22 protein-coding genes are annotated in these 24322 nt (G+C 75.0%); 12 read left to right on the top strand and 10 right to left on the bottom strand.

The genetic code is table 11. The annotated features are described in order from the left end of the window. Window positions 1–217 precede the first annotated feature (217 nt). The 6 genes from ACFQ6N_RS37050 (at window position 218) to ACFQ6N_RS37025 (ending at window position 6651) form a co-directional block, all read left to right on the top strand. On the top strand, window positions 218–1063 hold the full coding sequence (locus ACFQ6N_RS37050) for a hypothetical protein (protein ID WP_380658506.1): 846 nt from the start codon (window positions 218–220) through the stop codon (window positions 1061–1063). A 180-nt stretch (window positions 1064–1243) separates the two neighbouring features. Further along, window positions 1244–2152: an ABC transporter substrate-binding protein gene (locus ACFQ6N_RS37045; RefSeq protein WP_380658505.1), complete on the top strand. Its 909-nt coding sequence runs from the start codon at window positions 1244–1246 to the stop codon at window positions 2150–2152. A 32-nt stretch (window positions 2153–2184) separates the two neighbouring features. Then, window positions 2185–3267 (top strand): ABC transporter permease subunit, encoded by a 1083-nt coding sequence (locus ACFQ6N_RS37040; protein ID WP_380658504.1) that lies wholly within the window; start codon window positions 2185–2187, stop codon window positions 3265–3267. Window positions 3268–3314: 47 nt separating this feature from the next. Next, window positions 3315–4079 (top strand): amino acid ABC transporter ATP-binding protein, encoded by a 765-nt coding sequence (locus tag ACFQ6N_RS37035; protein ID WP_380658508.1) that lies wholly within the window; start codon window positions 3315–3317, stop codon window positions 4077–4079. Beyond that, window positions 4079–5734: an amidohydrolase family protein gene (locus ACFQ6N_RS37030; RefSeq protein WP_380658503.1), complete on the top strand. Its 1656-nt coding sequence runs from the start codon at window positions 4079–4081 to the stop codon at window positions 5732–5734. The genes ACFQ6N_RS37035 and ACFQ6N_RS37030 overlap by 1 nt, the downstream gene beginning before the upstream one ends. Further along, window positions 5731–6651 carry a serine hydrolase gene (locus ACFQ6N_RS37025; protein WP_380658502.1) on the top strand — a complete coding sequence of 307 codons (921 nt, stop codon included), beginning with the start codon at window positions 5731–5733 and terminating at the stop codon, window positions 6649–6651. Before ACFQ6N_RS37030 ends, ACFQ6N_RS37025 begins: the two co-directional genes overlap by 4 nt. 109 nt (window positions 6652–6760) lie before the next feature. On the opposite strand, the gene ACFQ6N_RS37020 is transcribed toward ACFQ6N_RS37025, so the two are convergent. Together ACFQ6N_RS37020 and lysA are read right to left on the bottom strand one after the other, a co-directional pair. Beyond that, window positions 6761–7684, bottom strand: a complete 924-nt coding sequence (locus ACFQ6N_RS37020) for a LysR family transcriptional regulator (RefSeq protein ID WP_380658501.1) — start codon at window positions 7682–7684, stop codon at window positions 6761–6763. A 9-nt stretch (window positions 7685–7693) separates the two neighbouring features. Continuing rightward, window positions 7694–9058, bottom strand: a complete 1365-nt coding sequence (lysA, locus tag ACFQ6N_RS37015; protein WP_380658500.1) for a diaminopimelate decarboxylase — start codon at window positions 9056–9058, stop codon at window positions 7694–7696. Window positions 9059–9231: 173 nt separating this feature from the next. On the opposite strand from lysA, the gene ACFQ6N_RS37010 reads away from it, so the two are divergent. From ACFQ6N_RS37010 to ACFQ6N_RS37000, 3 genes are all read left to right on the top strand, one after another. Then, window positions 9232–9924 carry a GntR family transcriptional regulator gene (locus tag ACFQ6N_RS37010; protein WP_380658499.1) on the top strand — a complete coding sequence of 231 codons (693 nt, stop codon included), beginning with the start codon at window positions 9232–9234 and terminating at the stop codon, window positions 9922–9924. An 85-nt stretch (window positions 9925–10009) separates the two neighbouring features. Then, window positions 10010–11353: an MFS transporter gene (locus ACFQ6N_RS37005; protein ID WP_380658498.1), complete on the top strand. Its 1344-nt coding sequence runs from the start codon at window positions 10010–10012 to the stop codon at window positions 11351–11353. A 175-nt stretch (window positions 11354–11528) separates the two neighbouring features. After that, window positions 11529–12098 (top strand): Uma2 family endonuclease, encoded by a 570-nt coding sequence (locus ACFQ6N_RS37000; RefSeq protein WP_380658497.1) that lies wholly within the window; start codon window positions 11529–11531, stop codon window positions 12096–12098. 31 nt (window positions 12099–12129) lie between these two features. On the opposite strand, the gene ACFQ6N_RS36995 is transcribed toward ACFQ6N_RS37000, so the two are convergent. Both ACFQ6N_RS36995 and ACFQ6N_RS36990 read right to left on the bottom strand, forming a co-directional pair. Next, window positions 12130–12852, bottom strand: a complete 723-nt coding sequence (locus ACFQ6N_RS36995) for a hypothetical protein (RefSeq protein WP_380658496.1) — start codon at window positions 12850–12852, stop codon at window positions 12130–12132. 91 nt (window positions 12853–12943) lie between these two features. Further along, window positions 12944–15010 (bottom strand): MDR family MFS transporter, encoded by a 2067-nt coding sequence (locus tag ACFQ6N_RS36990; RefSeq protein WP_380658495.1) that lies wholly within the window; start codon window positions 15008–15010, stop codon window positions 12944–12946. Window positions 15011–15348: 338 nt separating this feature from the next. Between ACFQ6N_RS36990 and ACFQ6N_RS36985 the strand changes: the two genes are divergently transcribed. Continuing rightward, window positions 15349–16854, top strand: coding sequence for an MFS transporter (locus ACFQ6N_RS36985; RefSeq protein ID WP_380658494.1), 1506 nt, complete (start codon window positions 15349–15351; stop codon window positions 16852–16854). Between the two features lie 70 nt (window positions 16855–16924). Here the strand turns inward: ACFQ6N_RS36985 and ACFQ6N_RS36980 are convergent, their stop codons facing one another. Continuing rightward, entirely contained in the window at window positions 16925–17857 is a 933-nt protein-coding gene (locus ACFQ6N_RS36980) for an ABC transporter permease (protein WP_380658493.1), read from the bottom strand. Then, entirely contained in the window at window positions 17854–18777 is a 924-nt protein-coding gene (locus ACFQ6N_RS36975; RefSeq protein WP_380658492.1) for an ABC transporter ATP-binding protein, read from the bottom strand. Before ACFQ6N_RS36975 ends, ACFQ6N_RS36980 begins: the two co-directional genes overlap by 4 nt. A gap of 126 nt (window positions 18778–18903) precedes the next feature. Here ACFQ6N_RS36975 and ACFQ6N_RS36970 point away from each other — a divergent pair, with 126 nt between their 5' ends. Beyond that, window positions 18904–20217 (top strand): sensor histidine kinase, encoded by a 1314-nt coding sequence (locus ACFQ6N_RS36970; protein WP_380658491.1) that lies wholly within the window; start codon window positions 18904–18906, stop codon window positions 20215–20217. 50 nt (window positions 20218–20267) lie between these two features. Next, entirely contained in the window at window positions 20268–20918 is a 651-nt protein-coding gene (locus tag ACFQ6N_RS36965; RefSeq protein ID WP_380658507.1) for a response regulator, read from the top strand. A 25-nt stretch (window positions 20919–20943) separates the two neighbouring features. Here the strand turns inward: ACFQ6N_RS36965 and ACFQ6N_RS36960 are convergent, their stop codons facing one another. From ACFQ6N_RS36960 to ACFQ6N_RS36945, 4 genes are all read right to left on the bottom strand, one after another. Further along, the gene (locus ACFQ6N_RS36960; RefSeq protein WP_380658489.1) at window positions 20944–21783 is read right to left on the bottom strand and encodes an SAM-dependent methyltransferase; all 840 of its coding nucleotides are present in this window, start codon (window positions 21781–21783) and stop codon (window positions 20944–20946) included. Window positions 21784–21960: 177 nt separating this feature from the next. Continuing rightward, on the bottom strand, window positions 21961–22716 hold the full coding sequence (locus ACFQ6N_RS36955) for a hypothetical protein (RefSeq protein ID WP_380658488.1): 756 nt from the start codon (window positions 22714–22716) through the stop codon (window positions 21961–21963). Window positions 22717–22918: 202 nt separating this feature from the next. Next, window positions 22919–23914, bottom strand: coding sequence for a DUF1648 domain-containing protein (locus ACFQ6N_RS36950; protein ID WP_380658487.1), 996 nt, complete (start codon window positions 23912–23914; stop codon window positions 22919–22921). Then, on the bottom strand, window positions 23911–24258 hold the full coding sequence (locus tag ACFQ6N_RS36945) for a GntR family transcriptional regulator (RefSeq protein WP_380658486.1): 348 nt from the start codon (window positions 24256–24258) through the stop codon (window positions 23911–23913). Before ACFQ6N_RS36945 ends, ACFQ6N_RS36950 begins: the two co-directional genes overlap by 4 nt. Window positions 24259–24322 lie beyond the last annotated feature (64 nt).

Raw genomic sequence — 24322 nt, 5'->3', positions numbered from 1 at the left:
CGTTTTACCCCAACCCCCCCCGGCCGCGGTCTTTGCGGTTTTTGCCGGCGGGGGGGGGGGGGGGGGCCCCGGTCGCCCCCCCCCCCCCCCGACTGTCGTGACCGGCCCTGCTCACGGTCCGCGACCGACCGACCGAAACACCGACTGACCGACTGACCGACTGACTGACCGACCGAAACACCGACAGACCGAGAGACCGACGAGGGAGGGCGGCCGGATGGCCCGCACGCCGAGGACCGACACCCGCAGGCCGCGCCGGAGCCTCTGGCTCCGAACCCTGGTGGTGATCGCGGTGTGCGGCACCGCGGTGGGAGGCCTGGCCGTCTACCGGACGGTCTCCGACGAGGCCGAGGAGCGGCCGGTGACCACGGACGAGGCCTCCCGGCTGGCCCTGTCGCGGCTGAACCTGTACCAGGCCGCCCCGGTGGGGGTGGTGCTCACCGCGGACGAGGGCGGCGGCGTCACCGTCCGCGTCGAGGGCGTCGTGGACTACCGCAACCATCGGGGCGTGGGCCGCTACCGGAGCACCGGGGCGAGCGGGCCGCTGGACCACGGGCTGATCGTCTGGGACACCGGCGGCCTCGGGCTGGCCCCGGACGCGGCCGGCGCGGCCGCCGGCACCACCGCCGGTGCCGGCGCGACCGCAGGCACCTCCGCCGGTGCCGACGCCGGCGGCCCGGCGTGGCAGCAGGCCGAGCACGTGCCGCGCCAGGGCTGGTCGCCGCGCTCGTACACGGCGGACCCGCTCGACGCCGGGCTCAGCCTGGTGGTCCAGCTCGGCGCGGACCGCCCCGACAACCCGCTGCTGCTCGCCCAGTCCGGGGCCCGCTGGCTGGGCCGGGACCGGATCGACGGCCGGAGCTACGACCGCTTCGCCGGGCCGCGCGCCCAGGGCTCCGCGCCCGACGGCGGACGGTCGCCGCTGACGTACTGGGTGGACGGCGACGGCGGGCTGCGGCGGGTGACGATGCGGATGGCGGGCCTGGGCACACCGACCACGGTGGACTTCTCCGGCCACGACGCCGCCGCCAAGCTGCCGGAAGCCCCCTGGCTGACCGGCTGACCGGCTGACCTGATGGCTTGGTGACTCGACGACTCGACGACTCGGTGACTCGACGGCCGGCTGACGGGCCGCCCAGCGGTACGAAAATCGTTGCTGAGGCGGCAATGGCTTCATCATCTTCCGTTCACCCGGACCCGGCTGCCAGCATCGGCGCACCGTCACCGCCCGAGGGAGTCGCCGATGAACCGCCCCCGTTCCCTGCGCTGTCTGGCCGCGCTGTCCCTGGTCGTCCTGGCCGCCACCGCCTGCGGGCGGTCCGACCAGGGCGCCGCCGCCCCCGCCGCCGGTCAGAGCGCCGGGCAGAGCGCCGCCGGAGCGGACACCTCCGGGAAGAGCGCCGCCGAGCTGCTCCCGGCCAGGAACAAGCAGAGCGGCGTGCTCAGAGTGGCCACCTCCGTCGGCTACCCGCCGATGGAGATGTACAAGCCCGGGACGACCGAGCTGACCGGCGTCGACCCGGACCTCGCCGCCGCGGTCGCCGGCCGGCTGGGCCTGCGGCTGGAACTCTCCAACTCCTCCTTCGACGGGCTGATCCCGGGCCTCCAGGCCGGCCGCTACGACCTGGTGATGTCCTCGATGACCGACAGCGAGCAGCGCCGCCAGGCCGTCGACTTCGTGGACTACTTCCGCACCGGCGGCGTCATCATGACCAGGAAGGGCAACCCCGAGGGCATCGCGTCCATCGCGGACCTCTGCGGCCGGAAGGTGGTCCTCGCCAAGGGCAGCTCCAACCTGGACATCGGTGAGCAGCAGAACGCCAAGTGCGCCGCCAAGATGACGATCTCGCAGAGCGAGGACGCGCCGACCGGGCTGCTCCAGCTGGACAGCGAGCGCGCCGTGGCCACGATCGTGGACTACCCGGTGGCGCAGATGTTCGTCCGCAACAGCGGCGCGTACGAGGTGCTGCCCGAGCAGTACGGCACGGCGCCGTGGGGCATCGCGGTCGCGAAGAAGGACAGCGGGCTGCGCGACGCGGTGCAGCGGGCCCTCCAGGAGCTGATCGGGAACGGCGAGTACCGCAAGGTCCTGGACGCCTACCAGGTCGGCGGCAGCGCCGTCGAGCGCGCGACCGTCAACGCGGCGCAGTGAGAACGGCGGGCACCGGCGAAATGAGCACCGACATGAGAGACCCCGTGACGTCCGGGCCCGGCGGCCCGGCCGGCTCCGCAGCCGGCGCGGCGGCGGACGACCTGGCCTTCGTGGTGACCGGCCGGCCACGTCCGGGGCGCTGGGTCGCGATACTGGGCGCGGCGTTCCTCGCCGTCTGGCTGGCGTACACGATCATCGTCAACCCCAACCTGCACTGGGACGTGGTCGCCAGGTACCAGTTCGACGGCGTGGTCCTGGAAGGGCTCTGGGTGACGGTCCAACTCACCCTGATCTCCCAGGTGGTGGGCATCGCCATCGGCGTGGTGGCCGCGGTGATGCAGCTGTCCGACAGCCCGGTGCTGCGGACGGTGGCCGGCGCGTACACCTGGTTCTTCCGGGGCACCCCGCTGCTGGTCCAGCTGATCTTCTGGTTCAACCTGGCGCTGATCTTCCCGGAGATCGGCATCGGCATCCCGTTCGACGGGCCCAAGCTGGTCAGCTGGCAGTCCAACGCGCTGATCACCGGCTTCGTGGCGGCGCTGCTCGGCCTGTCGATCAACGAGGGCGCCTACATGTCGGAGATCGTCCGGGCCGGCATCCAGAGCGTGGACCCGGGCCAGCGCGAGGCCGGCGCCTCGCTCGGCATGTCGAACCGCCAGGTCCTCACCCGGGTGGTGCTGCCGCAGGCGATGCGGGTGATCATCCCGCCGTTCGGCAACCAGTTCATCTCGATGCTGAAGACCACCTCGCTGGTCTCCGTCATCGCCGGCGCCGACCTGATGACCGTCTCGCAGCACCTCTACCTCGCGAACTTCGAGGTGATCGCGCTGCTGATCGTCGCGTCGCTGTGGTACCTGGTGCTCACCACCATCGCGAGCGTCGCCCAGCACGCGGTGGAGCGGAGGTTCAACCCGGCCGGGGCCCCGCCGCCGCTGCACCGGCGGGTCCTGGGCAACCTGCGGCCGGGCCGCGGCGGCGGGCGCGGGCCCCGCCCGGCGAAGACGGTCGAGAGGACAGCGGAGAAGAGGACAGCGGAGAAGAGGACAGCGGAGAAGAAGACAGCGGAGAAGAAGGCAGTGGAGAAGAACACGACGGAGAAGGGGGAGGCCAAGTGACCGGCACGGCACTCGGCACGCCGCCGGCGGCGGCGCCGACCGGCGAGGTGGTCCTGTCCGCCCGCGGGGTGCGCAAGCGCTTCGGGGACCTGGAGGTGCTGTGCGGCATCGACCTGGAGGTCCGGGCGGGGGAGGTGCTCTGTGTGATCGGCCCCTCCGGCTCGGGCAAGTCCACGCTGCTGCGTTGCTTCAACCACCTGGAGAAGATCGACGCCGGGCGGATCGCCGTCGACGGGGAACTCGTCGGCTACGAGCCGCACGGCCCCTCCGGCAGCAGGCTCCGCGAACGCCGGCCGCGCGACATCCGCCACCAGCGGGAGCGGATCGGCATGGTCTTCCAGCGCTTTCACCTCTTCCCGCACCGCACCGCCCTGCAGAACGTGATGGAGGGCCCGACGGCGGTCAAGCGCCGCCCGCGCGCGGAGGCCGGGCGCCAGGCCCGCGAACTGCTCGACCTGGTCGGCCTGGCCGACCGCGCCGACCACTACCCCGCCCAGCTCTCCGGCGGCCAGCAGCAGCGCGTCGCCATCGCCCGGGCCCTGGCCATGGAACCGACCCTGATGCTCTTCGACGAGCCCACCTCGGCGCTCGACCCGGAGCTGGTGGGCGAGGTGCTCGGCGTGATGCGCGACCTGGCCCGCAGCGGGATGACGATGATCGTCGTCACCCACGAGATGGGCTTCGCCCGCGAGGTCGCCGACCGGGTCGTCTTCATGGACCAGGGCGCCGTCGTGGAGGCCGGCACCCCGGCCGACCTGTTCACCGCCCCGCGGCACGACCGCACCCGGGCCTTCCTCTCGACGGTGCTCTGATGGGAGCCGCTGTGACCCGGACCCCGACCGCCGGCCCCCCGGCCGACCTGCTGCTGCGCGGCGGCACCCTGGTGGACGGCACCGGGGCCGCCGCCCGCCCGGCCGACCTCGCCGTCACCGGCGGCCTGGTCACCGTCCTGCCCCCCGGCACCGCCGTCGCCGCGGCCGAGACCGTGGACGCCACCGGACGGGTCGTCACCCCCGGCTTCGTCGACGTCCACACCCACTCGGACGCGCTCGCCGCCCCCTTCTGCGGCGGCGCCCACACCGACGGCGACGCCCTGGAGGAGCTGCGGCTGGCCCCGCTGCTCCAGGGTGTCACCACCGAGATCAGCGGCAACTGCGGCATCAGCCTGTTCCCCGCGCTGCCCGGGCGGCTGTCCGAGCTGGCCGGGCACCTGCGGGTCTCCTTCGGTCTCGGCCCGGTGCGGCCCGCCGAGGAGTTCACCGACTTCGCCGCCGGCCAGCGGCCCGACCTGCGCCGCACCCACCTCGCCTCGCTGGTCGGCCACGGCACGCTGCGCGCCGGGGTGATGGGCTTCGAGGACCGTCCGCCCCGCCCCCACGAACTGGCCCTGATGTGCGAGCTGCTCGACCGGGCGCTCGGCCAGGGCGCGGCCGGGCTGTCCACCGGGCTGATCTACCCGCCGGGCGTCTACGCGGACACCGAGGAGATCGTGGCCCTGGCGAAGGTCGCCGCGCGCCACCGCAAGCCGTACGTGACGCACCTGCGCGACGAGATGTCCCAGGTGGAGAAGGCCCTGGAGGAGGCCCTGGAGATCGCCGTGCGCTCCGGCGCCGCCCTCCAGGTCTCCCATCACAAGACCGCCGGCCGGCACGCCTGGGGCGCCACCCTGCGGACCCTGCCGCGCCTGGAGCAGGCCCGGGCGGACGGCGTGGACGTGCTCTGCGACGTCTACCCGTACACCGCCGGCAGCACCGTGCTGCACGCGATGCTGCCGCCGTGGACCAGCGAGGGCGGCCCGGCCGCGCTGCTGGAGCGGCTGCGCGGCCAGGAGGTGCGGGACCGGATCCGGTACGACATCGAGAACGGCGTCGAGGGCTGGGAGAACACCGTCGGCAACGGCGGCTGGGACCTGATCTCGGTGGCCGCCGCCCCGGCCCGCCGCCCGGCCGAGGGCCGCCGGATCGCCGACCTGGCGGCCGAGCGCGGGGCGGACCCGGTGGACTACGTCTGCGACCTGCTGCTGGACGCGCGGGGCGAGGTCACCATCATCAGCCACTCCATGCGCGAGGACGACGTACGCCGGGTCCTGGCCAGTCCGCTGTCGATGATCGGCTCGGACGGCGTGCCCAAACCGGGCCGACCGCACCCGCGCTGGGCGGGCAGCTTCGCCCGGGTGCTCGGGCACTACGGACGCGCCCAGGGGCTGCTGCCGCTGGAGCTCGCGGTGCACAAGATGACCGGGCTGCCCGCCGCGCGGTTCCGGCTGGCCGGCCGGGGCGTGGTCCGTGACGGCGCGGTGGCGGACCTGGTGGTCCTGGACCCGGACACCGTCCTGGACGGCGCGACCTTCGAGCAGCCGCTGCTGCCGCCGGTCGGCGTCGACACCGTCGTGGTGGCCGGGCGGGTCGCGGTGCGGGACGGCCGGCCGACCGGCGTCCGGGCCGGAGAGGTGGTGCGGGTCCGATGAGCCTCGCCCAGGTCGCCGCCGCCGCGCGCAGCTCGGCGGCGCTGCCGCTGACCCTCGCGGTCGCCGCGATCGACGTGGACCCGGGCGCGGGGGAGCCCGGGGAGTCGGTCGGCGTGCACGACACCGTCGTGCTGCCGGTCGCCAGCGCCTCCAAGCTGCTGCTGCTCGCCGAGGTCGCCCGGCGACTGGACGGCGGGGCCCTCGCTGCTGCGGCACCGGACGGCGGGACCCCGGCGGCCGGGGCCCTGGTCGCCGGCGCCCTGGCCGCCGACCGGCCGGTGGAGATCCTCGCCGAGGACGTCACCGGCGGCACCGGCCTGCTCGGGCGCCTCGGCCGGCCCGGCTGGACGGTCGAGGACCTGGCCTGGCTGACCGCCGCCGTCAGCGACAACACCGCCACCAACGCGCTGCTGCGGCTGGTCGGCCTGCCCGCCACCGCGCGGCTCGCGCGCGACCTCGGGCTGGAGCGGCTCACCCTGCACGACCGGGTCCGCGACGAACGCGGCCCGGGCGTCCCGCCGGTCTTCGCCACCGGCACCGCCCGGGACCTGGCCCGGCTGGTGGCCCTCGCCGCGCGCGGCACCATGGCCTCCCCGGCGGCCTCCGCCCGGCTGCTCGGCTGGATGCGCGCCAACACCGACCACGGCCTGGTGCCCGCGCTGATCGACCACGACCCGTACGCGCCCGGGTTCCCCGAACCGCTGCCCGGCCGGCTGCTGGTGGCGAGCAAGACCGGGACGGACACCGGGGTACGGGCCGACGCGGGACTGCTCGTCGGTGCCCGGCGGGTGGCCTACGCGGTGGTCGCGCACTGGGACACGGCGCTCGGGCCCAGCACCGAGCGGGCCGCCGTGCACGCCATCCGGGACGTCGGCCGCGCCCTCGCGGCCTGGGCCCAGCGGCCGGCCGGGGCCTGAGCCGCCGGGGGCCGGCCCGCCGAGGGCTGAACGGCTGGGGCCCGAACCGCCGAGGGCTGAACGGTCGGGGCCCGAACCGCCGGGGCCCGGCCGTCGGGAGGCGGGGAGGTCAGGACCACCGCATCTCCAGCAGGGACCTGATCTCCCCGGCGGCGGCGCCGAGTTCCGCGAGGAAGGCCCGCAGCACCGGGTTGCGGTTGGTGCCCCGGGTGGCCACCCCGATCCGGCGGTGCAGCCGCGCGTGGTCCAGCCGGCAGACGTGCACCCCGGCGCTGTCGGCCAGGCCGAGCGCCGGGATCAGCGCCACTCCCATGCCGGCCCGCGCCAGGTTGATGGTGACCTGGTAGTGGTCGCTGCGGCAGCGCACCCGGGGCCGGAACCCCTCGGCCGCGCAGGCACGTTCGAGCACCGGCTCACCGGTGCTGCCGCCGTGGGTGCCGATCCAGCTCTCGCCCTCCAGCTCGGCCAGCCGCACCACCGAGCGCCGCCCGAGCCGGTGCCGCAGCGGGACCACGACCAGCTGCGGTTCGTCGAAGTACATCCGCACGTCCACCGTCGCCTGGCGGCGCCAGGGGTCCAGCGGGTGCTCGAAGACGACGGCCGCGTCGAGCCGGCCGGCCTCCAGGTCGGGCAGCAGTTCGTGCGGCTGGCCCATGATGAGCTCCACCTCCACCTGCGGGTACCCGGCCGCGAACGCGGACAGCGCCCGGGGCAGCAGGTCCAGCCCGGCGGACGCGAAGAAGCCGATCCGCAGCACGCCGGCCGCGCCCTCCGAGTGCGCCCGCAGGTCGTCCCGCGCGACGGCCATCAGGTCGGCGATCGCCTGCGCGTGCTCGGCCAGCCGGACGCCCGCGGCCGTCAGGCGCAGGGACTGCGGAGCCCGTTCGACCAGCGCGACGCCCAGCTCCTGTTCCAGTCGGGCGAGTTGGTGCGAGACGGCGGAGGGGCTCAGGTGCAGCGCCTGCGCCGCGGCCACGATGGTGCCCCGGCGGGCGATCTCCAGGAGGACGAGCAGTCGGGCGCTGTTCAGCATCGGCCCAGGTTAGGACGGCTGCCGGGCGGCCACCAGGGCCGCGTGGCCGGGGACGGGCGAGGGGCATGTCGCCGCTCCTTCGGCCACGTCCAGCCGGAGCAGGTCGTCCTCGGTCTCCCGGCGGACCACCAGGCGGGCCTCGCCGTCGCGGACGAAGACCACGGCGGGCCTCGGCAGCTTGTTGTAGTTGGAGGCCATCGCGTAGCCGTAGGCGCCGGTGACCGGGGTGGCCAGCAGGTCCCCGACCCGCAGGTCGGCCGGGAGCGCGGCGTCGTCGATGATCACGTCGCCGCTCTCGCAGTGCTTGCCGACCAGCCGGGCCCGCAGCGGGCGGGGCGCCTCGGGGCAGCGCGGCAGGAAGGCCTCGTAGCGGGCGCCGTACAGCGCCGGGCGCAGGTTGTCGCTCATCCCGCCGTCCACGCTGACGTAGGTGCGCACGTCCCTGATCCGCTTGACGGTGCCGACCCGGTACACGGTCAGCCCGGCGCGGGCGACGACGGAGCGGCCCGGCTCGACGCCGACCTCGCCGGTCCAGCCCGCGCCGCGCACCGCCGCGCGGACCCGCTCGGCCCAGACGGCGAAGGCAGGGGCGCTCTGCCCGCTCTGGTACGCCACGCCCAGGCCGCCGCCCACGGTCAGCCGGCGCACCCCGGAGGCGACCGCGAAGCGGGCCACCGCGGCGGCGCCGTCGGCCAGTTCGGCCGGGTCCAGCACCTGCGAGCCGACGTGGGCGTGGACGCCCTCCAGCCGTACGGCGGGGGAGCCCGCCGCCAGGCGCACGGCGGCCGCGGCGGCGCCGTCGGCCAGGCCGAAGCCGAACTTGGAGTCGTGGCCGCCGGTCTGGATGGCGTGGTGGGCCCCGGCGGCGACCCCCGGCGCCACCCGCAGCTGGATCCGGGCCGGCGGCAGGCCCTCCTCGTGGTGCAGCCGCTCGATCCGGTCCAACTCGTCGAAGCTGTCCACGACGACGTGCCGCACCCCGGCGGTCATCGCGGTGCGCAGCTCGGCCTCGTCCTTGTTGTTGCCGTGCAGCACGATCCGGGCCGGGTCCACCCCGGCGTACAGCGCGGTGCGCAGCTCGCCGCCGGAGGCGACGTCCAGCAGCAGGCCCTCCTCGGCCGCGAGCCTGGCCATGGCGGTGCAGAGGAACGCCTTGGAGGCGTACGCGACGTTGTCCCGGCCGAAGGCGGCCACCGCCTCCCGGCAGCGGCGGCGCAGGTGCTCCTCGTCGTAGACGAACAGCGGTGTGCCGTACCGGCGGGCCGCCTCCGCCAGGAGCACCCCGCCGACGGCCAGCCCCTCCGGGCGGATCTCGGCGGTGAGCGGCAGCAGGCCCGGATCGACGGGCGGCAGGGCGGGCGACACAGGGGACACGGTTCCTCCCGGGCGGGCTGGCTGGCCCGCCCATCCTCGGTCCTGCCGGAGGGGCCGGGAAAGCGCATTCTTCCGTCGCTGAGCGGTACCGGAATCGATGCTCGGACCCGGCGTTCCCGTCTTGCATCCAAGCTTGCATCTAAGCTTGCGTCCATGGTGCTACGGTGGCTGCCATGGCCGACACCCCGCCCCCCGCCCGGATCCCGGCAGCGGACCGCGCGTACGAACTCACCAAGGACCTCATCCTCGGCGGCGGCCTCCCCGGCGGGGCGCTGATCAGCGAGGGCGAGATCGCCGAGCGCGCGGAACTCAGCCGCACCCCGGTCCGGGAGGCCTTCCTCCGGCTCCAGGCCGAGGGGCTGCTCCAGCTCTTCCCCAAGCGCGGGGCCGTCGTGGTCCCGGTCGGGCCCGGCGAGGCCGAGGACGTCCTCGAACTGCGCGAGGCGCTCGAAAGCACCGCCGTCCGCCGGATCACCGGCCGCCCGGACGACCTCACCGCGCTGGTGCGGCAGCTGTCCGAACTGATCGACCGCCAGCGCGAACCCGCCCGCCGCGCCGACGTCGGCGCCTTCGCGGACGCCGACGAAGCCTTCCACCGGGGCATCGTCACGGCCTCCGGCAACGAACTCGCCGAACGCTTCTACGGGACGCTCCGCGACCGCCAGCGCCGGATGGCCGTCCAACTGCTCCGGCCGCAGCCGGAGCGGCTGGCCTCGCTGGTCGACGAGCACACCGCGCTGGTCGAGCGGATCGCCGCGCGCGACGCCGAGGGCTTCACGGCGGTGCTGCGCACCCACCTCGGCGCCCACCTCGGGGCCGGTCCCGGCGCCCACCCCGGCGCCCACCGGGCCGACACCGGCGGCTGAACCACCGCGGCACCGCGCGGGGCCCGCCCGCGCACACCCCCGACGGACCGCCGGGACCAGCCATCCGACAAGGAGCAGCACCACCATGAGCACCACCCGGCCGTCCGCCGGTCCCGTCCCGTCCGACTCCGTCGCGTCCACCGGTCCTGCCCCGTCCGCCGGTCCTGCCCCGTCCACCGGTCCGGGCGCGCCCTCCCGGAGGCGGCCGTGGCTGCTCGCCGCCCTGGCCATGTTCTGCTGCGGCTGGGGCGGCAACCAGTTCACTCCGCTGCTGCTGATGTACCGCCGGCTCGGCGGCTACTCGGAGGTCACCGTGGACGCCTTCCTGGGCGCCTACGTGCTCGGGCTGGTCCCCGGGCTGCTGGTCGGCGGTGCCGCCTCGGACCGCTACGGGCGGCGCCCGCTGATGATCGGCGCGGTCGCCGCCTCGCTCGCCGCCAGCGGGGTGCTGTGCGGCGGGACGGCCGGTGAACTCCCCATCTACGCCGGGCGGTTCCTCACCGGCACCGCCGTCGGCATCGCGATGGCGGTGGGCACCAGCTGGGTCAAGGAGCTCTCCCAGGCCCCGCACGACCCGGCGGCCGACACCGGCGCGGGCGCCCGCCGGGCCTCGCTCGCCCTGACCCTCGGCTTCGGCCTCGGCGCGGGCGCGGCCGGGGTGCTCGCCCAGTGGGGGCCCTGGCCGATGGTCACCCCCTACCTGGCGCACCTCCTGGTCACCCTGCCCGCGCTGCTCCTGCTGCCCCGGGCCGTCGAGACCCGCGCCCGCGTCCGCACCGGCGCCGCCCGTGCCCGCACCGGCGCCCTCCCTGTCCTCCGCGGCCTCCTGGCCGACCTCAGGGTCCCCGCCGCCGGGCACCGCCGCTTCCTGCGGGTCGTCCTCCCGATGGCGCCCTGGGTGTTCGGCTCCGCCGGCGTCGCGTACGCCGTCACCCCGCAACTCGTCGGCGACCGGCTCGGCCACTGGTCCCTGGCCTACGCGACCCTGCTGACCGTCCTCACCCTCGGCACCGGCGCGCTGGTCCAACCGCTCGCCAAGCGCCTCGACTCGCTGTCCTCGGCGCGCGGCATCGTCGTCGCGATGGCCCTGATGGCCTGCGGCATGGCGGTCTGCGCGGCCGACGCGGCCGTCCGCTCACCGCTGCTCGGGCTGGCCGGAGCGGTCCTGCTCGGCGCCGCCTACGGGATCGGCGTGGTCTCCGGCCTGCTGGAGATCCAGCGCCTGGTCACCCCGGACGACCTGGCCGGCATCACCGGCGTCTACTACGCGCTCTGCTACTCGGGCTTCCTGCTGCCCGCCGTGCTCGCGGCGCTCTCCCCGCTGGCCTCCTACACCGTGATGCTCGGCGTCCTCACGGCCCTCGCCCTGGCCAGTCTCGCCGTGATAGCCACCGCCCCGCGCCGCCCCGCCCCGGCTCCGGCCGGCTGACCCCACGGCGCCACCGGAGACCGGCCTGCTCCATCCCGGGCCCTCGACCCGGCGGGATCCGGTCCGAAGCGGTCACGGGCCGGACTCGGGCAGCCGGAGCGCGACCAATCCCGGTCGGACGGCCGGTCGACCGTACGGTACGGGGGAGAATCCACGGCAGGAGAGGAGACGCGTTGTGAGCACGGCACCTCATGTCCCCGGCGACTACAGCACCGTCAGTGACCCCGAGAAGGCGCTGAAGTACGCCATCCGGCACATCGCGGGCGACCGCACCGAGATCATCGAGGGAGTCATCACCCCCATGTCGCCGTCGTGGGCGCACGAGTCCGCCGCCGAGGCGGTCCGCCGCCAGATCACTCCTCGCCTGGCAGAACTCGACCTGGTCTCGGGCTCCGGGAACCTCGACCTGCCCGGCAGCGAGAACTGGTACGTCCCGGACCTGGCCGTGGTGCCGGCCGGACTCGCCGCGAAGACCGAGGGTGCGCTCCTGCCCGACCAGACCCTGCTCATCGTCGAGGTGAGCTCACCGTCCAATGCGGAGACCGACCGGGTCGTCAAACGCCGTCGCTACGGCCAGTACGGTGCCCCGCTCTACCTCCTCATCGACCGGCAGGACCGCACCTGCACCCTGTACAGCGAGCCGACCCGTCTCGGGTACGCCCGGGAGAGCGGCCCGCACCCGTTCGGCACGGCCGTCCGGCTGCCGGAGCCCTTCGGCCTCGACCTGGACACCACCCGCCTGTAGCCGGGCCGGGCTCCGGGCCCCGCCGCCGGGTTCAGCGGGGCGGTGCCGAGGGGGTGGCGATCGGGTCGCAGAGCTTGAGCGGGCCCGCGGTGGTCAGGGGCTGCGGGTAGTCGACGTGGTCGGAGGCCTCGGCGCCGTCGCGGAGCACCGTGGCCTCCACCGACCCCTGGACCTCCCCGCCGGGGTAGACGGCGTAGACGGTCCGCAGGCCGCCGCCCGGCAGCGCCACGGTGAACAGCGGTTCCGGCAGGACCAGGGGCTCTTGGCCGCACCGGAGGCGGTCGATCGTCTCCAGGTCGGCGACGACCAGGTAGACGCTGATCCCGGGCACCGTGTCCCCGTCGGTCGGGTACGGGGTGAGTACGGGCTCCCGTCCGTCCGTCGGGTTCCGGGCCGGGGCGCAGTGCAGGGGCGGCCGGGAGTCCCGGGGGCGGACCGCGACCGAGCAGAGCTCGCCGGCGGCGGTGGGCCAGACGACCAGGGCCGTCTCGGCCTCGTACGCGACCAGCACGGCACGGCCGACCGGACCGCGCTGCTCGCCGGTCCGGAACGTCACGGTCCGGTCGATCGCGGCGGACAGCGCCCGGGACGGTCCCGGTGACTCCGTCACGAACCGTGACGGCTGGACGAACAGGTGCGGCGGTCCGGTCCCCGACGTCGGGCCGTACCCGAGCGACCACACGATCCCGCCCACCGTCAGCACCAGTACAGCGACCAGCACCATGAGCCTGCCCGGCTGGAACCACCGACGCATGACCGACCCCCCGTCGTCCACGGCAACCCCACCAGGGTGCCGGACCCGCGCGGTCCTGCCTAGCCCTATCCTTCGGTCCGCGCCCCGCGCCCTACACCCGGGCGCCGTCCTTCGAACGGGCGTGGGCGGGAAGGCCGTTGGCGAGGTCTTCGACGAGCAGGCGCCAGGCGATGGCGTCCGCCGCGGTGCGCAGCTGCGGGCTGCGGGGGCGGCCGGCGTCGGCGTCGAGGCGGGCGTTGAGCCAGCCGGACCAGGCGCGGCCGAGGGCCCGGACCTCGTGGGTACCGGCCTCGGTGTGGGTGAGGCGGTCGCCGTCGCGGACGAGGTAGCCCTCGGCGGCCATCCGGTCGAAGACCGGTTCCAGGACCTCGGGCGGCACCCGTTTGCGGGTGGCGATGAGGTCGAGCGAGGCGTGGCCGACGGCCTTGGTGTGGCCGGCGACTTCCATCAGGGCCCAGGCTCCGGCCAGGTCGACCCGGGTGTCGGCGTCGGAGACGATCGTCCGGACGGTGTCGAGGTCCACGCCGCGGACGATCTTGCAGACGGCGAACTCCAGGTGCGGGTCGGAGTCGGCGGTGGTCGGCTGGGCGAAGCCCTCGCCCATGTCGGTCGAGCCGGCCCGGGCGGTGTCGCGCAGTTGGACCTGCTTGAGGAAGAGCGCGACCACGAAGCCGACGGCGGCCACCGGGATCGTCCACAGGTAGACGGTGTGCAGGGCGTCGGAGTACGCCTGGACGATCGGCGCGGCCTGGGCGGCGGGCAACCGGTGCAGCCCCTGGGGGCTTTCGGCGGCGTGGGCGAGTACGGCCGGGTCGGCGCCGGTGAGCCGGGCGGCGGAGGCCACGCCGTGACCGAGTTCGGTCTTGAGGCTGTTGGCGTAGATGGTGCCGAACACGGCGGTCCCGAAGGAGCTGCCGATGGTGCGGAAGAAGGTGACCCCGGAGGTGGCGGTGCCGAGGTCGGCGTAGTCGACGGTGTTCTGCACCGCGATGGTGAGCACCTGCATGCTCAGCCCGATGCCGACGCCGAGCACGAACATGTAGAGCGAGGCGAGCGCGGTGCCGGTGCCGGGTTCGAGCCGGGACAGCAGGTAGAGGCCGAGGGCCATCACCGCGGTGCCGGCGATCGGGAACACCCGGTACCGGCCGGTCTTGCTGACCACGTTGCCGCTGGCGATCGAGGCGATCAGCAGGCCGATCACCATGGGCAGCATCCGTACGCCGGAGACCGTCGCCGAGTCGCCGTCCACGTACTGCAGGAAGGTGGGCAGGAAGGTGAGGGCGCCGAGCATCGCGAAGCCGACGATGAAGCTGAGCACCGAGCAGACCGTGAACACCGGGTTGCGGAACAGCCGCATCGGCAGCATCGGTTCGGCGGCTCGCAGTTCGGCCCAGCAGAACAGGGCGAGCGCGAGCGCGCCGCCCACGAACAGGCCGATGATCATCCCGGAGCCCCAGGCGTACTGGTTGCCGCCCCAGCTCGTCGCCAGGATCAGCGCGCCGGCGCCGACCGCCACCAGCGCGATGCCCAGGTAGTCGATCACCGGCCGGCTCGCCGAGCGCACCGAGGGGATGGTCCGGGCGGCCGCGATGACCACCACGACCGCGATCGGCACATTGACGTAGAACGCCCAGCGCCAGGACAGGTGGTCGGTGAACAGCCCGCCCAGCAGCGGTCCGATCACCGTGGCCACACCGAACACCGCGCCGATCGCGCCCTGGTACTTGCCGCGCTCGCGCAGCGGGATGACATCCGCGATCAGCGCCATCGCGGTGACCATCAGGCCGCCCGCGCCGATGCCCTGCACGGCCCGCCAGGCGATCAGCAGCGTCATGTTCGTCGCCAGGCCGCACAGGAAGGAGCCGGCCACGAAGACGATCGCCGAGACCTGGAACAGCAGCTTGCGCCCGTACAGGTCGCCGAACTTGCCGGCCAGGACGGTGGCCACCGTCTCGGCGAGCAGGTAGGCCGTCACCACCCAGGACATGTGCGCGGCTCCGCCGAGGTCCGCGACGATGGTGGGCAGCGCGGTGCCGACGATGGTCTGGTCGAGTGCGGCCAGCAGCATGCCGAGCACGATGGTGCCGAAGACGACGTTGCGTTGCCGGATGTCCAGGACCGGCGGGGCGGACGGCGGGGTCTCGGTGGCGACGGTCATGCCGTCAGCCTCCGGGGTACGGGCGCCGGTCGCGATCCGGTTCGGCCGTTCGGGTGAGGCGGGGGAGCGTGCGGTCCGGGCCGGGGCACGGGCGACGGCCCGGGTGGCGGCGCCGGACGGGCCGGGCGACGATGAGCCGGGCGGCGCCGGCCGGGACGGGCCTGGCGTCGCCGACCGGCCGCGCAGCAGGCCCCGCCCGGACACCGGATCACCGGGACCGCCCGGACACCGGATCACCGGGACTGCCCGGGTACCGGGATACCGGGACCGCCCGGGCACTGGGCACCGGGACACCGGGAATCCGGCAGCACCGGGAAGGACACCGGGAGGAGGCTCCCATGACCGCCCGACCCCCCTGCGGCACCGCGCACTCCGACGCGCCCGGCGCCACCGCCGTGGGCGGGCGGGCCGACGCGCGGCGCTGGCGGGCGCTCGCGGTCTGCCTGGTCGCCGGCTTCATGACCCTGCTGGACGTCAGCATCGTGAACGTCGCCCTGCCGACCGTCCGCTCCGGACTGCACATGTCGGAGAGCGGTCTCCAATGGGTGCTCAGCGGCTACGCGCTGGCCTTCGGCCTGGTGCTCGTCCCGTCCGGGCGGCTCGGCGACGCCCGCAGCCGGCGCGCCGTGTTCCTCGCCGGGCTCGCGCTGTTCACCGCCGCCAGTGCGCTGGCCGGTGCGGCGCAGAACCAGGAGTGGCTGGTGCTGGCCCGGCTGTTCCAGGGCGCGGCGGGCGGCGTGCTCGTCCCGCAGGTGTCCGGCTTCATCCAGACCCTCTTCCAGGGCCCGGACCGGGGCCGGGCCTTCGGCGCGCTCGGCGCGACCATCGGCCTGTCCACCGCCGTCGGGCCGCTGCTCGGCGGGCTGTTGATCCACCTGTTCGGCCCGCAGGACGGCTGGCGCTGGGTGTTCCTGGTCAACCTGCCGATCGGCATCGCGGCGCTGCCGATCGCCTACCGGCTGCTCCCGCCGCCCCCGCCCGCCGCCGCGCGGGCCGGGCACCGGGACTTCGACCCGGTCGGCGTGGTGCTGCTCGGTGCCGGGACGGTCGCCCTGCTGCTGCCGTTCGTCCAGGAGCAGCAGTGGCACAGTCCGGCGCGCTGGCTGCTGCTGCCGCTGGCGGCGGTGCTGCTCGGGGCCTTCGTCGGCTGGGAGGCGCACTACGGGCGGCGGCGGGAGCCGCTGGTGAGCATGGCGCTCTTCGCGGTGCGCCCGTACGCGGCCGGGGTGCTGCTGTCGCTGGTGTACTTCGCCGGGTTCACCGCGATCTTCTTCATCTTCACGCTGTACCTCCAGGCCGGGCTGCACTACTCGGCGCTGGCGGCGGGCGTGGCGATCACCCCGTTCGCGGTCGGCTCGGGAGTGGCCGCGGCGGTGGGCGGACGGCTGGTGAGCCGGCTGGGGCGGCGGCTGGTGGTGGCCGGGCTGCTGCTGGTGCTGGCCGGGCTGCTGGCCTCGGAGCTCGCGGTGCAGCTGTGGTCGGGGCCCTGGGTGGCCTGGACGACGGCGCTGCCGCTGCTGGTCGCCGGGGTGGGCAGCGGGCTGGTGATCTCGCCGAACCAGACGCTGACCCTCCAGCGGGTGCCGGTCGCCCGGGCGGGCAGCGCGGGCGGGGTGCTGCAGACCGCGCAGCGGGTCGGCTCGGCGGTGGGCATCGCGGTGGTCGGCTCGGTGTTCTTCGCGCAGGTCGGCGGCCCGGACCCGGACTGGGCACGGGCCTTCCAACTGGGGGTGACGGTCGCGGCGGGCCTGGTGCTGGCGGCGCTGCTGGTCGCGGTGGCGGACACGGCGGCGGGCCGGGGCGACGCCCGGGCCGGTGGGGCCCGGGCGGGGGACGGGTCCTGACGGAGGCCCTGACGCAGGCCCTGACGCAGGCCCTGACGCAGGCCCGGGCCGGGCCCGGGCCGCGCCCCGGTCAGTGGTCCCGGCGGCGGATCACGGCCGCCGCGACCACCACCGGGACGATCGCCCAGGCCGCCAGGGTGATCCAGGAACCCGTGACGGTGGCCGGGTACTCGGTCGGGCGCAGGCCCGCCATGGAGGTGCGGGCCAGGCGCTGCCAGGCGGTGAGCGGCAGGGCGTGCAGCAGGTCGGCCGTCCACCGGTAGCGCTCGGTGAGGAGGGACGGCAGGAAGAACAGCACCACGACGGTGCCCAGCACGGAGCCGGCGCTGTGCCGGATCAGCGTGCCGAGGCCGAGCCCGACCAGTGCGCAGACCGGTCCGAACAGCACGGCCGCCGCGACGTAGCGGAGGGCGAGCGGATCGGTGAGGGACTGTCCGATGCCGAGGTCGGACAGGATCGCCTGGCTGACGCCGAAGGAGACGCCGACGGTGAGCACGCCGAAGGCGAGCATCACGGCGGCCAGGACGCACGCCTTGGCGGCGACCACGGCCCGACGGTCCGGTACGGCCGCCAGCGTCGTGCGGATCAGCCCGGTCGCGTACTCGCCCGCGATGGCGAGCGCGCCGATGCTGCCGCCCACGAGCAGCAGGATGTCGGCGGAGACCACGTTGAAGGCGTCGTTCAGTGCGATCTGCGCCATGACCACCGGGTCGCCGCTGCCCGGGGTGTAGTGGTCGTGGGTGTACAGGGCGGACTTGATGTCGGCGGCGACGATGACCAGGGCACTGAGGCCGAGCACCCAGGGGATCGAGCGCAGCGAGCGGAACTTGAGCCACTCGGCGGCGAGCAGGTCGCGGAAGCGGGCGCGGGGTTCGGCGCGGCCGGCCCAGTCCGTCGCGGTGGTCTTCGGGGCGGCGGTCGTCGTCGGTGCGGCGGCCCGTGCGGCGGTGCGGGCGGTGGTCTTCGGGGTGGCGGTGGGGGCGGTGGCGGGTGCGGTGGTCATCGGGGCTCTCCGGCGAGGTACTCGGCGCTGTCGGCGGTCAGTTCCATGAACGATTCCTCCAGGGAGGCGCCGCTGGCAGTCAGGGCGTGCAGCAACAGGCGGTGCTCCAGGGCGAGTTCGCCGATCCGGACGGCGTCGACCCCGGTCAGCACGAGGGCGCCGTCCGGGCCGGGCCGGACGGTGGCGCCCGCAGCCGCCGCCACGGCGGCCAGTCGCTCGGGTTCGGCCGCCCGGACGGTGACGGCGTCCCGTCCGGCCCGGGCCGAGAACTCGGCCAGGCTCTCGTCGGCGAGCAGCCGGCCGCGTCCGATCACCACCAGGCGGTCGGCGGTGTGCTCCATCTCGGCCATCATGTGGCTGGAGACGAAGACCGTCCGGCCCTCGTCCGCGAGTCGCCGGAACAGTCCGCGCACCCAGAGCACGCCCTCCGGGTCCAGCCCGTTCAGCGGCTCGTCGAACAGCAGGACCGGCGGGTCGCCGAGCAGCGCCCCGGCGATGCCCAGCCGCTGCTTCATGCCCAGCGAGTAGCCGCCGATCCGCCGCCCGGCGGCCTCGGTGAGCCCGACCTCGGCGAGCACCTCCTCCACCCGCGCGGCCGGGAGCGCATTGCCGAGGGCCAGGGCGCGCAGGTGGTTTCGGCCGGTGCGACCGCCGTGGACGTCGCCCGCGTCCAGCAGGGCGCCGACGTGGCGCAGGCCGCGCGGCCTGTCGCGGAAGGGGCGGCCGTCGACGGTGACGGTCCCGGCGGTGGGGGCGTTCAGGCCGAGGACCATTCGCAGGGTGGTGGACTTTCCGGCGCCGTTGGGGCCGAGGAAGCCGGTGACGGCGCCCGGCCGGACGGTGAAGGTGAGGCGGTCGACGGCGGTCTTGGCGGCCCTGCCGCGGCCGTGGCGCTTCGTCAGCTCGGTTACTTCGATCATGGGCTCCACAGTGCCGGGGGAGCGGTCGCCGCCGCATCGGACCGGCGTCGACACCGCAGGTCAGCCCGGGCCGTACAACCACGGCTGGATGACGGTGCCCCCGGCCCGTCGCTACGATCTCGAACCATGTCCTCGACCCCCTCCCCGCCGCTGTTCCGGCGCGTCCCGCCCGAAGTCTGGGTCGCGCTCGCCTGGTGCGTGTCCGTCGCCTACCCCGCCGTCCGGCTCGGCGGCGGCGCCGCGCAGCACCACGGTGCCGCCGAGCACGGCGGGTGGGCGTTCACCCTGGCCGACTCGGTGGTGGCCCTGGCGGGCGCCGCGCTGGTGCGCCGGCTGCCGGTGCTCTCGGTCACGCTGCTGCTGATCGCCACCTGGACCGAGACGGACGGCTGGGCCGGGGGCACCCAGGTGCCGCCGGGCGCGCTGCTCGCGGTCGACACCGCGCTCTGCCTGATCACCGCCACCCGGCCGCGCCGCACCTCTCGGGCCGCGTTCGGCCTGGTCATGGCCTTCCTGGTGCTGCACATCGGCCTGGTGCACGGCAACACGGTGGGCATCTTCACCGGAACCCACATCGGTTCGGCCGACGGCGCCGCGCTGCTGGCGCTGGTCGCCTGGCTGGTCGGGCGCTCGGTGCGGCAGAACCGGGAGCACGCCGAGGCGCTGAGCAGCCGGGCGGCGGCCGAGGCGGTCACCGCCGAACGGCTGCGGATCGCCCGCGAGATGCACGACACCGTCGCGCACAGCCTCGGCATCGTCGCCCTCCAGGCCGGTGCCGCCCGCCGGGTGATCGACAGCCGGCCCGAGCGCGCCAAGGCGGCGCTGGGTGAGATCGAGGCCGCGGGGCGGGACACCCTGGCGGCGCTGCGCCGGATGCTCGTCGTCCTGCGCCGGGCCGACGGCGAGGCTTCGGCGACCGTTCCGCAGGGCCTGGCCGACCTCGACCGGCTGGCCGGGGCGACCACCGCGGCGGGGGTGCGGGTGGAGGTCCGGTGGCGCGGTGAACTCCCGCCGCTGCCCGCGGAGATCGACCTCGCGGCGTTCCGGGTCGTCCAGGAGTCGGTCACCAACGTGGTCCGGCATGCCGGGGTGGACGCCTGCGTGGTCTCCGTCGACTGCCGGACGGCGGGGGAGCTGTCCGTCGAGGTCACCGACCGGGGCCGGGGGCCCGGCGGTGTCCCGGCTTCGGTCGGCGGCTTCGGCCTGGCCGGACTGCGGGAGCGGGTCGCCCTGCTGCACGGGGAGTTCGACGCGGGGCCGCGCCCCGACGGCGGGTTCCGGGTGGCGGCGACCCTGCCGGTCCCGGTCGCCGGACCTGTTCCGGCTGCCGCGACGGCCGTTGCGCCGGCTGCCGCGACGGCCGTTGCGCCGGCCGTTGCGCCGGCTGTTGCGCCGGCTGTCGCCACGGCTGCCGCGACGGTGGGGGAGGCGGGCGCGTGATCCGGGTGGTGCTGGCCGACGACCAGCCGCTGGTGCGGGCCGCGTTGGAGATGGTCATCGCGGAGACGGCCGACGTCGAGGTGGTCGGCGAGGCGGGCAACGGGGCCGAGGCCGTCCGGCTGGCGGCCGAACTGCGCCCGGACGTCGTGGTGATGGACATCCGGATGCCCGGCATGGACGGCATCGAGGCCACCCGGCTGGTGACCGCCGCCGGCGGGCCGACCAGGGTGGTCGTGCTCACCACCTTCGACGAGGACGAGCACGTGTACGCGGCGCTGCACGCCGGGGCGTCCGGATTCCTGGTCAAGGACATGGCGTTGGACGACATCCTCGGCGCGGTGCGGGTGGTCGCCGCCGGGGAGGCGCTGATCGCGCCGAGCGTCACCCGGCGGCTGATCGGCGCGTTCGTCGGCGGGCGGCCGCCGGGGTCGGCCTCCGGAGGGGGGTCGGGGCGGTGGCCGGTGCCGGGCGCGCGGAACGACGCCGGACGGCGGCTGGAGGCGATCACCGAGCGGGAGCGGGAGATCCTGACGCTCGTCGGCCGGGGCCTGTCCAACACCGAGATCGCCGCCGAACTGGTGCTCAGCATCGCCACCGTCAAGACCTACATGACCCGGCTGCTCGCCAAGCTGGACGCCCGTGACCGGGTGCACCTGGTCATCCTCGCCTACGAGGCGGGCCTGGTCGCCGTCCCCGGCTGACCGGCCCCCGCCCCGTCGGCGCGGTTCAGCGCTTGACCGCCACGCCCGCGTACATCGCGATGTCCTGGTCGCGGACGGGCGCTGCGCCGGCGTCCGGGCGCCAGTGGTGGACCAGTGTGACGCCCGGGTCGAGCAGCTCGTAGCCGTCGAAGAAGGCCTCGGTCTCGGCCTTGTCGCGGATCTGGAGCGGGATGCCGCGCGCGTTGTACTCACGGCCGACGCCGCCCACGCCCACCGGGTCGGTGTCGCCGGTGAAGACGGTCAGGGCGAGGAAGCTGCCGGGGGCCAGGGCGTCCATGAAGCGGCGCACGATGCCCTGCGGGTCGTCCTTGTCCAGTACGAAGTGGACGATCGCGATCAGCGACAGCGCCACCGGCTGCGAGAGGTCGAGGACCTCGCGCAGCCGGGGTTCGGCGATGATCGACTCCGGGTCGCGGAAGTCGGCGTCCACGTAACAGGTGCGGCCCTCGGGCGTGCTGGACATCAGCGCCCGCGCGTGGGTCAGCACGATCGGGTCGTTGTCCACGTACGCGACCCGTGTCCCGGGCGCGATCGCCTGGGCGATCTCGTGCACGTTCGGCGAGGTGGGGATGCCGGTGCCGATGTCCAGGAACTGCCGTACCCCGTACTGCTCGGCGAGGTGGCGCACCGAGCGCTGCATGAAGTCGCGGGTGGTGCGCATGGAGATCGGCAGCGACGGCCAGGCCTGCACCGAGGCGTGTGCGGCGAGCCGGTCCGCCTCGAAGTTGGTCTTGCCGCCGATGAGGTAGTCGTAGACCCGGGCGGAGTGCGGAACGTCCATCCGTAGGTCCACCGAGGGGAAATCCTTCTGCGGGCCGTGCTCCGCCCGGACCTCGTTCGCCATGGTCGCCCTCCGTTGCTGGGGATCCGTCACCGGCCGCCCAGGTGGCGGTCCTTGGTGCGCATGGTAACGGTCGGGCAGTACGACAAGATGACAGGCCCTCAGGCTGAGATCATCGGGCCGGGGGGCTCGGACCGGGGCCATCGGACCGAGCCCTCGCGGCGACCTCCGGGCGAGCCCTCAGGCCGGCGCCTCCGAGGGCCCGGCGTCCACCGCCGCACCGCCCGGCTGCCGGGGGAGGGCGGCCCGGTCGGCGCCGCCACGGCCGTGCGCGGCGAGTTCGAGCGCGGCGCCGATCCAGGCCCAGCCGAACGCCCAGGTCGCCGCCCATTCGCAGAGGTACAGCGGCCGGATCGACCAGTCGCCGCCGATGCCCGTCGCCGCGGCCGCGAGGGAGAGCAGCAGGGCGGCCAGGATCAGCACCCCGGCGGCCAGGTAGGCCGTGCCGACCCGGGCCGGCTGGGTGGAGCGGGGGTTGCGGAAGGAGTAGAGGCAGAACATCGCCAGCATGACGAACAGCAGGCTCGCGAAGACCAGGTGGAGCACCCCGACGGTGCGCTGGAGGCCCGAGGCGCCGGGCAGCGCGGTGGGGCACAGCGCCACCCCGACCGCGAACACCCCGGCCGCCGTGCTCCAGCGGTCGTCCCGGCGGTCGAAGCGGTAGCAGATCAGGAACACCCCGAGCGCGCACAGGGCGCCGACGAACACGTTCCGGGTGCCGGTGTAGTACGAGGCGCTCATCGAGCCCGGCCAGAAGCCGTCCGTGCCGCGCCCCGTGACCTCGGCGGCCAGCCAGTTGCCGAACGGCAGGGCGAGCGGCAGCAGGATGCCGATCAGCCCGACGCCGAGCCGGAGGAACCTGACCGTCCGCTCGTCCTGGACGCCCGGCCGGGCGCCCGGTGGGTACTGCGTGCGTGAGTCGGAGTCGTGCGTCACGGACGCCTCCTTGCGTGCGCACGGGCGCGTGCGCCCGTGGATCCTCGGGCCGCGGGGGACAGGGCAGGGGCGGTGTCGATGGGCACCGCGACGTACCTGAGCGGCCGTCAACTGGTGTACCCGTATCGGCGTTCGAAGCACCACCGAATCGAGTGGTTTACCGTCCGCGGGGTGTCCCCGGCACCCCGCGGACGTCCTCGGCTCAGCCCGTCGGCCGGCCGGTGCGCGCGATCAGCGAGTTGAGCAGGGCCGCCCCGCGCTCGGCGTCGTCGACGCTGACCGCGAACTCGGCGCCCCGGCGGGTGCGCACCACCAGGCAGACGCCCCGGCGCAGCATCACCGTGGTGCCGAGCCGGTTGATCCGGTAGCCCCAGCCGCCCGTCTGCGCGGCGGTGCGCTCCTCGGCGCGGGCCGAGACGAGGTCGGCGGGGGACCAGTGCCGGGCGGGCCGGCCGAACGGGCCGAAGCCGACGGTCAGTCCGCGGGCAGTCACCCGCGCCTGCACCGAGGAGCAGGCCAGGACGGCGACGGCGGGCAGCGCGAACGGCAGGACGAGCGACCAGTCCAGGCCGGCCAGCCCGCTCGCGGCCGCCACCAGGCCCGCCGCCGCGACCAGCCCGAGCACGGCGGCCAGGAGTTGCAGCCACGGGTTGGCGGTCCGGGAGAGCCAGACGAACTGCTCGCCCTCCGGCGCCTCCAGCACCGGCGCCCCGGCTGCCGGGCGCTCCTCGGCCCGGCCCCCGAACCGGCGGCCCGCCAGCCAGGCGAGCAGCCCGGCGGCGGCCGTGGCCGCCAGGACCAGGACCACCTGGACGCCCATCGGCTCGGCGTCCTGCCAGCGGGCGCGGTCCAGGTTGGCGTGCACGATCGCGGTCTGCGCACCCGTCAGCAGCACCCCGCCGCCCGCCAGCGCCGCGGCCCCGGCGCCGGGCGTGCGTCCGCCCTGGTAGCGCTGGAGGAGCGCCGAGCCCAGCACCAGGGCCAGCCACAGGCCGGCCGGGACCAGCGCGGCCGCCGTCAGCGACATCGACCCGTCCGGGTCGTGCCCGCTCCAGTGGGTGGCCAGCGGGTCCGGCAGCCGGTCCCGCGCCGCCGGCGGCAGCGCGACCAGCAGCGCCAGGACGCCCAGCGACCAGGCCGCCGCCCCCCAGAGCGCACCCCGGTGCGCCGCCTTCGCCGGTGATCCTTCGTCCGTCACGACATCCCCCTGATCAAGTCCACGAGATCGTTCCTGCTGTAGCCGGCCAGGGCCGCGTCCGCGACCAACTGCCGCACCCGTTCGACCAGTTCGGTCCGGGTGTCGGCGCCCGCGGCGATCGTGACGCCGCGTCCCCGGCGGAACTCCAGCACCCCCTCGTCGCGCAGCGTGCGCAGCCCGCGCAGCACGGTGTTGGCGTTCACCCCGAGGGCCAGGGAGAGCTCCCTGGCCGGGGGCAGTTTGTCCCCGGGGGCGCACTCGCCCTCGGCGACGGCCCGTCTGATCGCGCCGGCGACCTGTTCGTGCAGCGGTCGGGTGTCCCCGGTATCCAGCTTCAGCAACATGGTGCTAATGACACTAGCACCATTCAACGGCGGCGCCGCCCCGAGGGCCGGGAAGGCCCTCGGG

The sequence above is a fragment of the Kitasatospora sp. NPDC056446 genome (genome assembly GCF_042796115.1).
In the GTDB taxonomy this organism is placed as follows: domain Bacteria; phylum Actinomycetota; class Actinomycetes; order Streptomycetales; family Streptomycetaceae; genus Kitasatospora.
The sequence above is the reverse complement of the archived record's forward strand: the minus strand, read 5'-3'. Positions and strand labels throughout refer to the sequence as shown.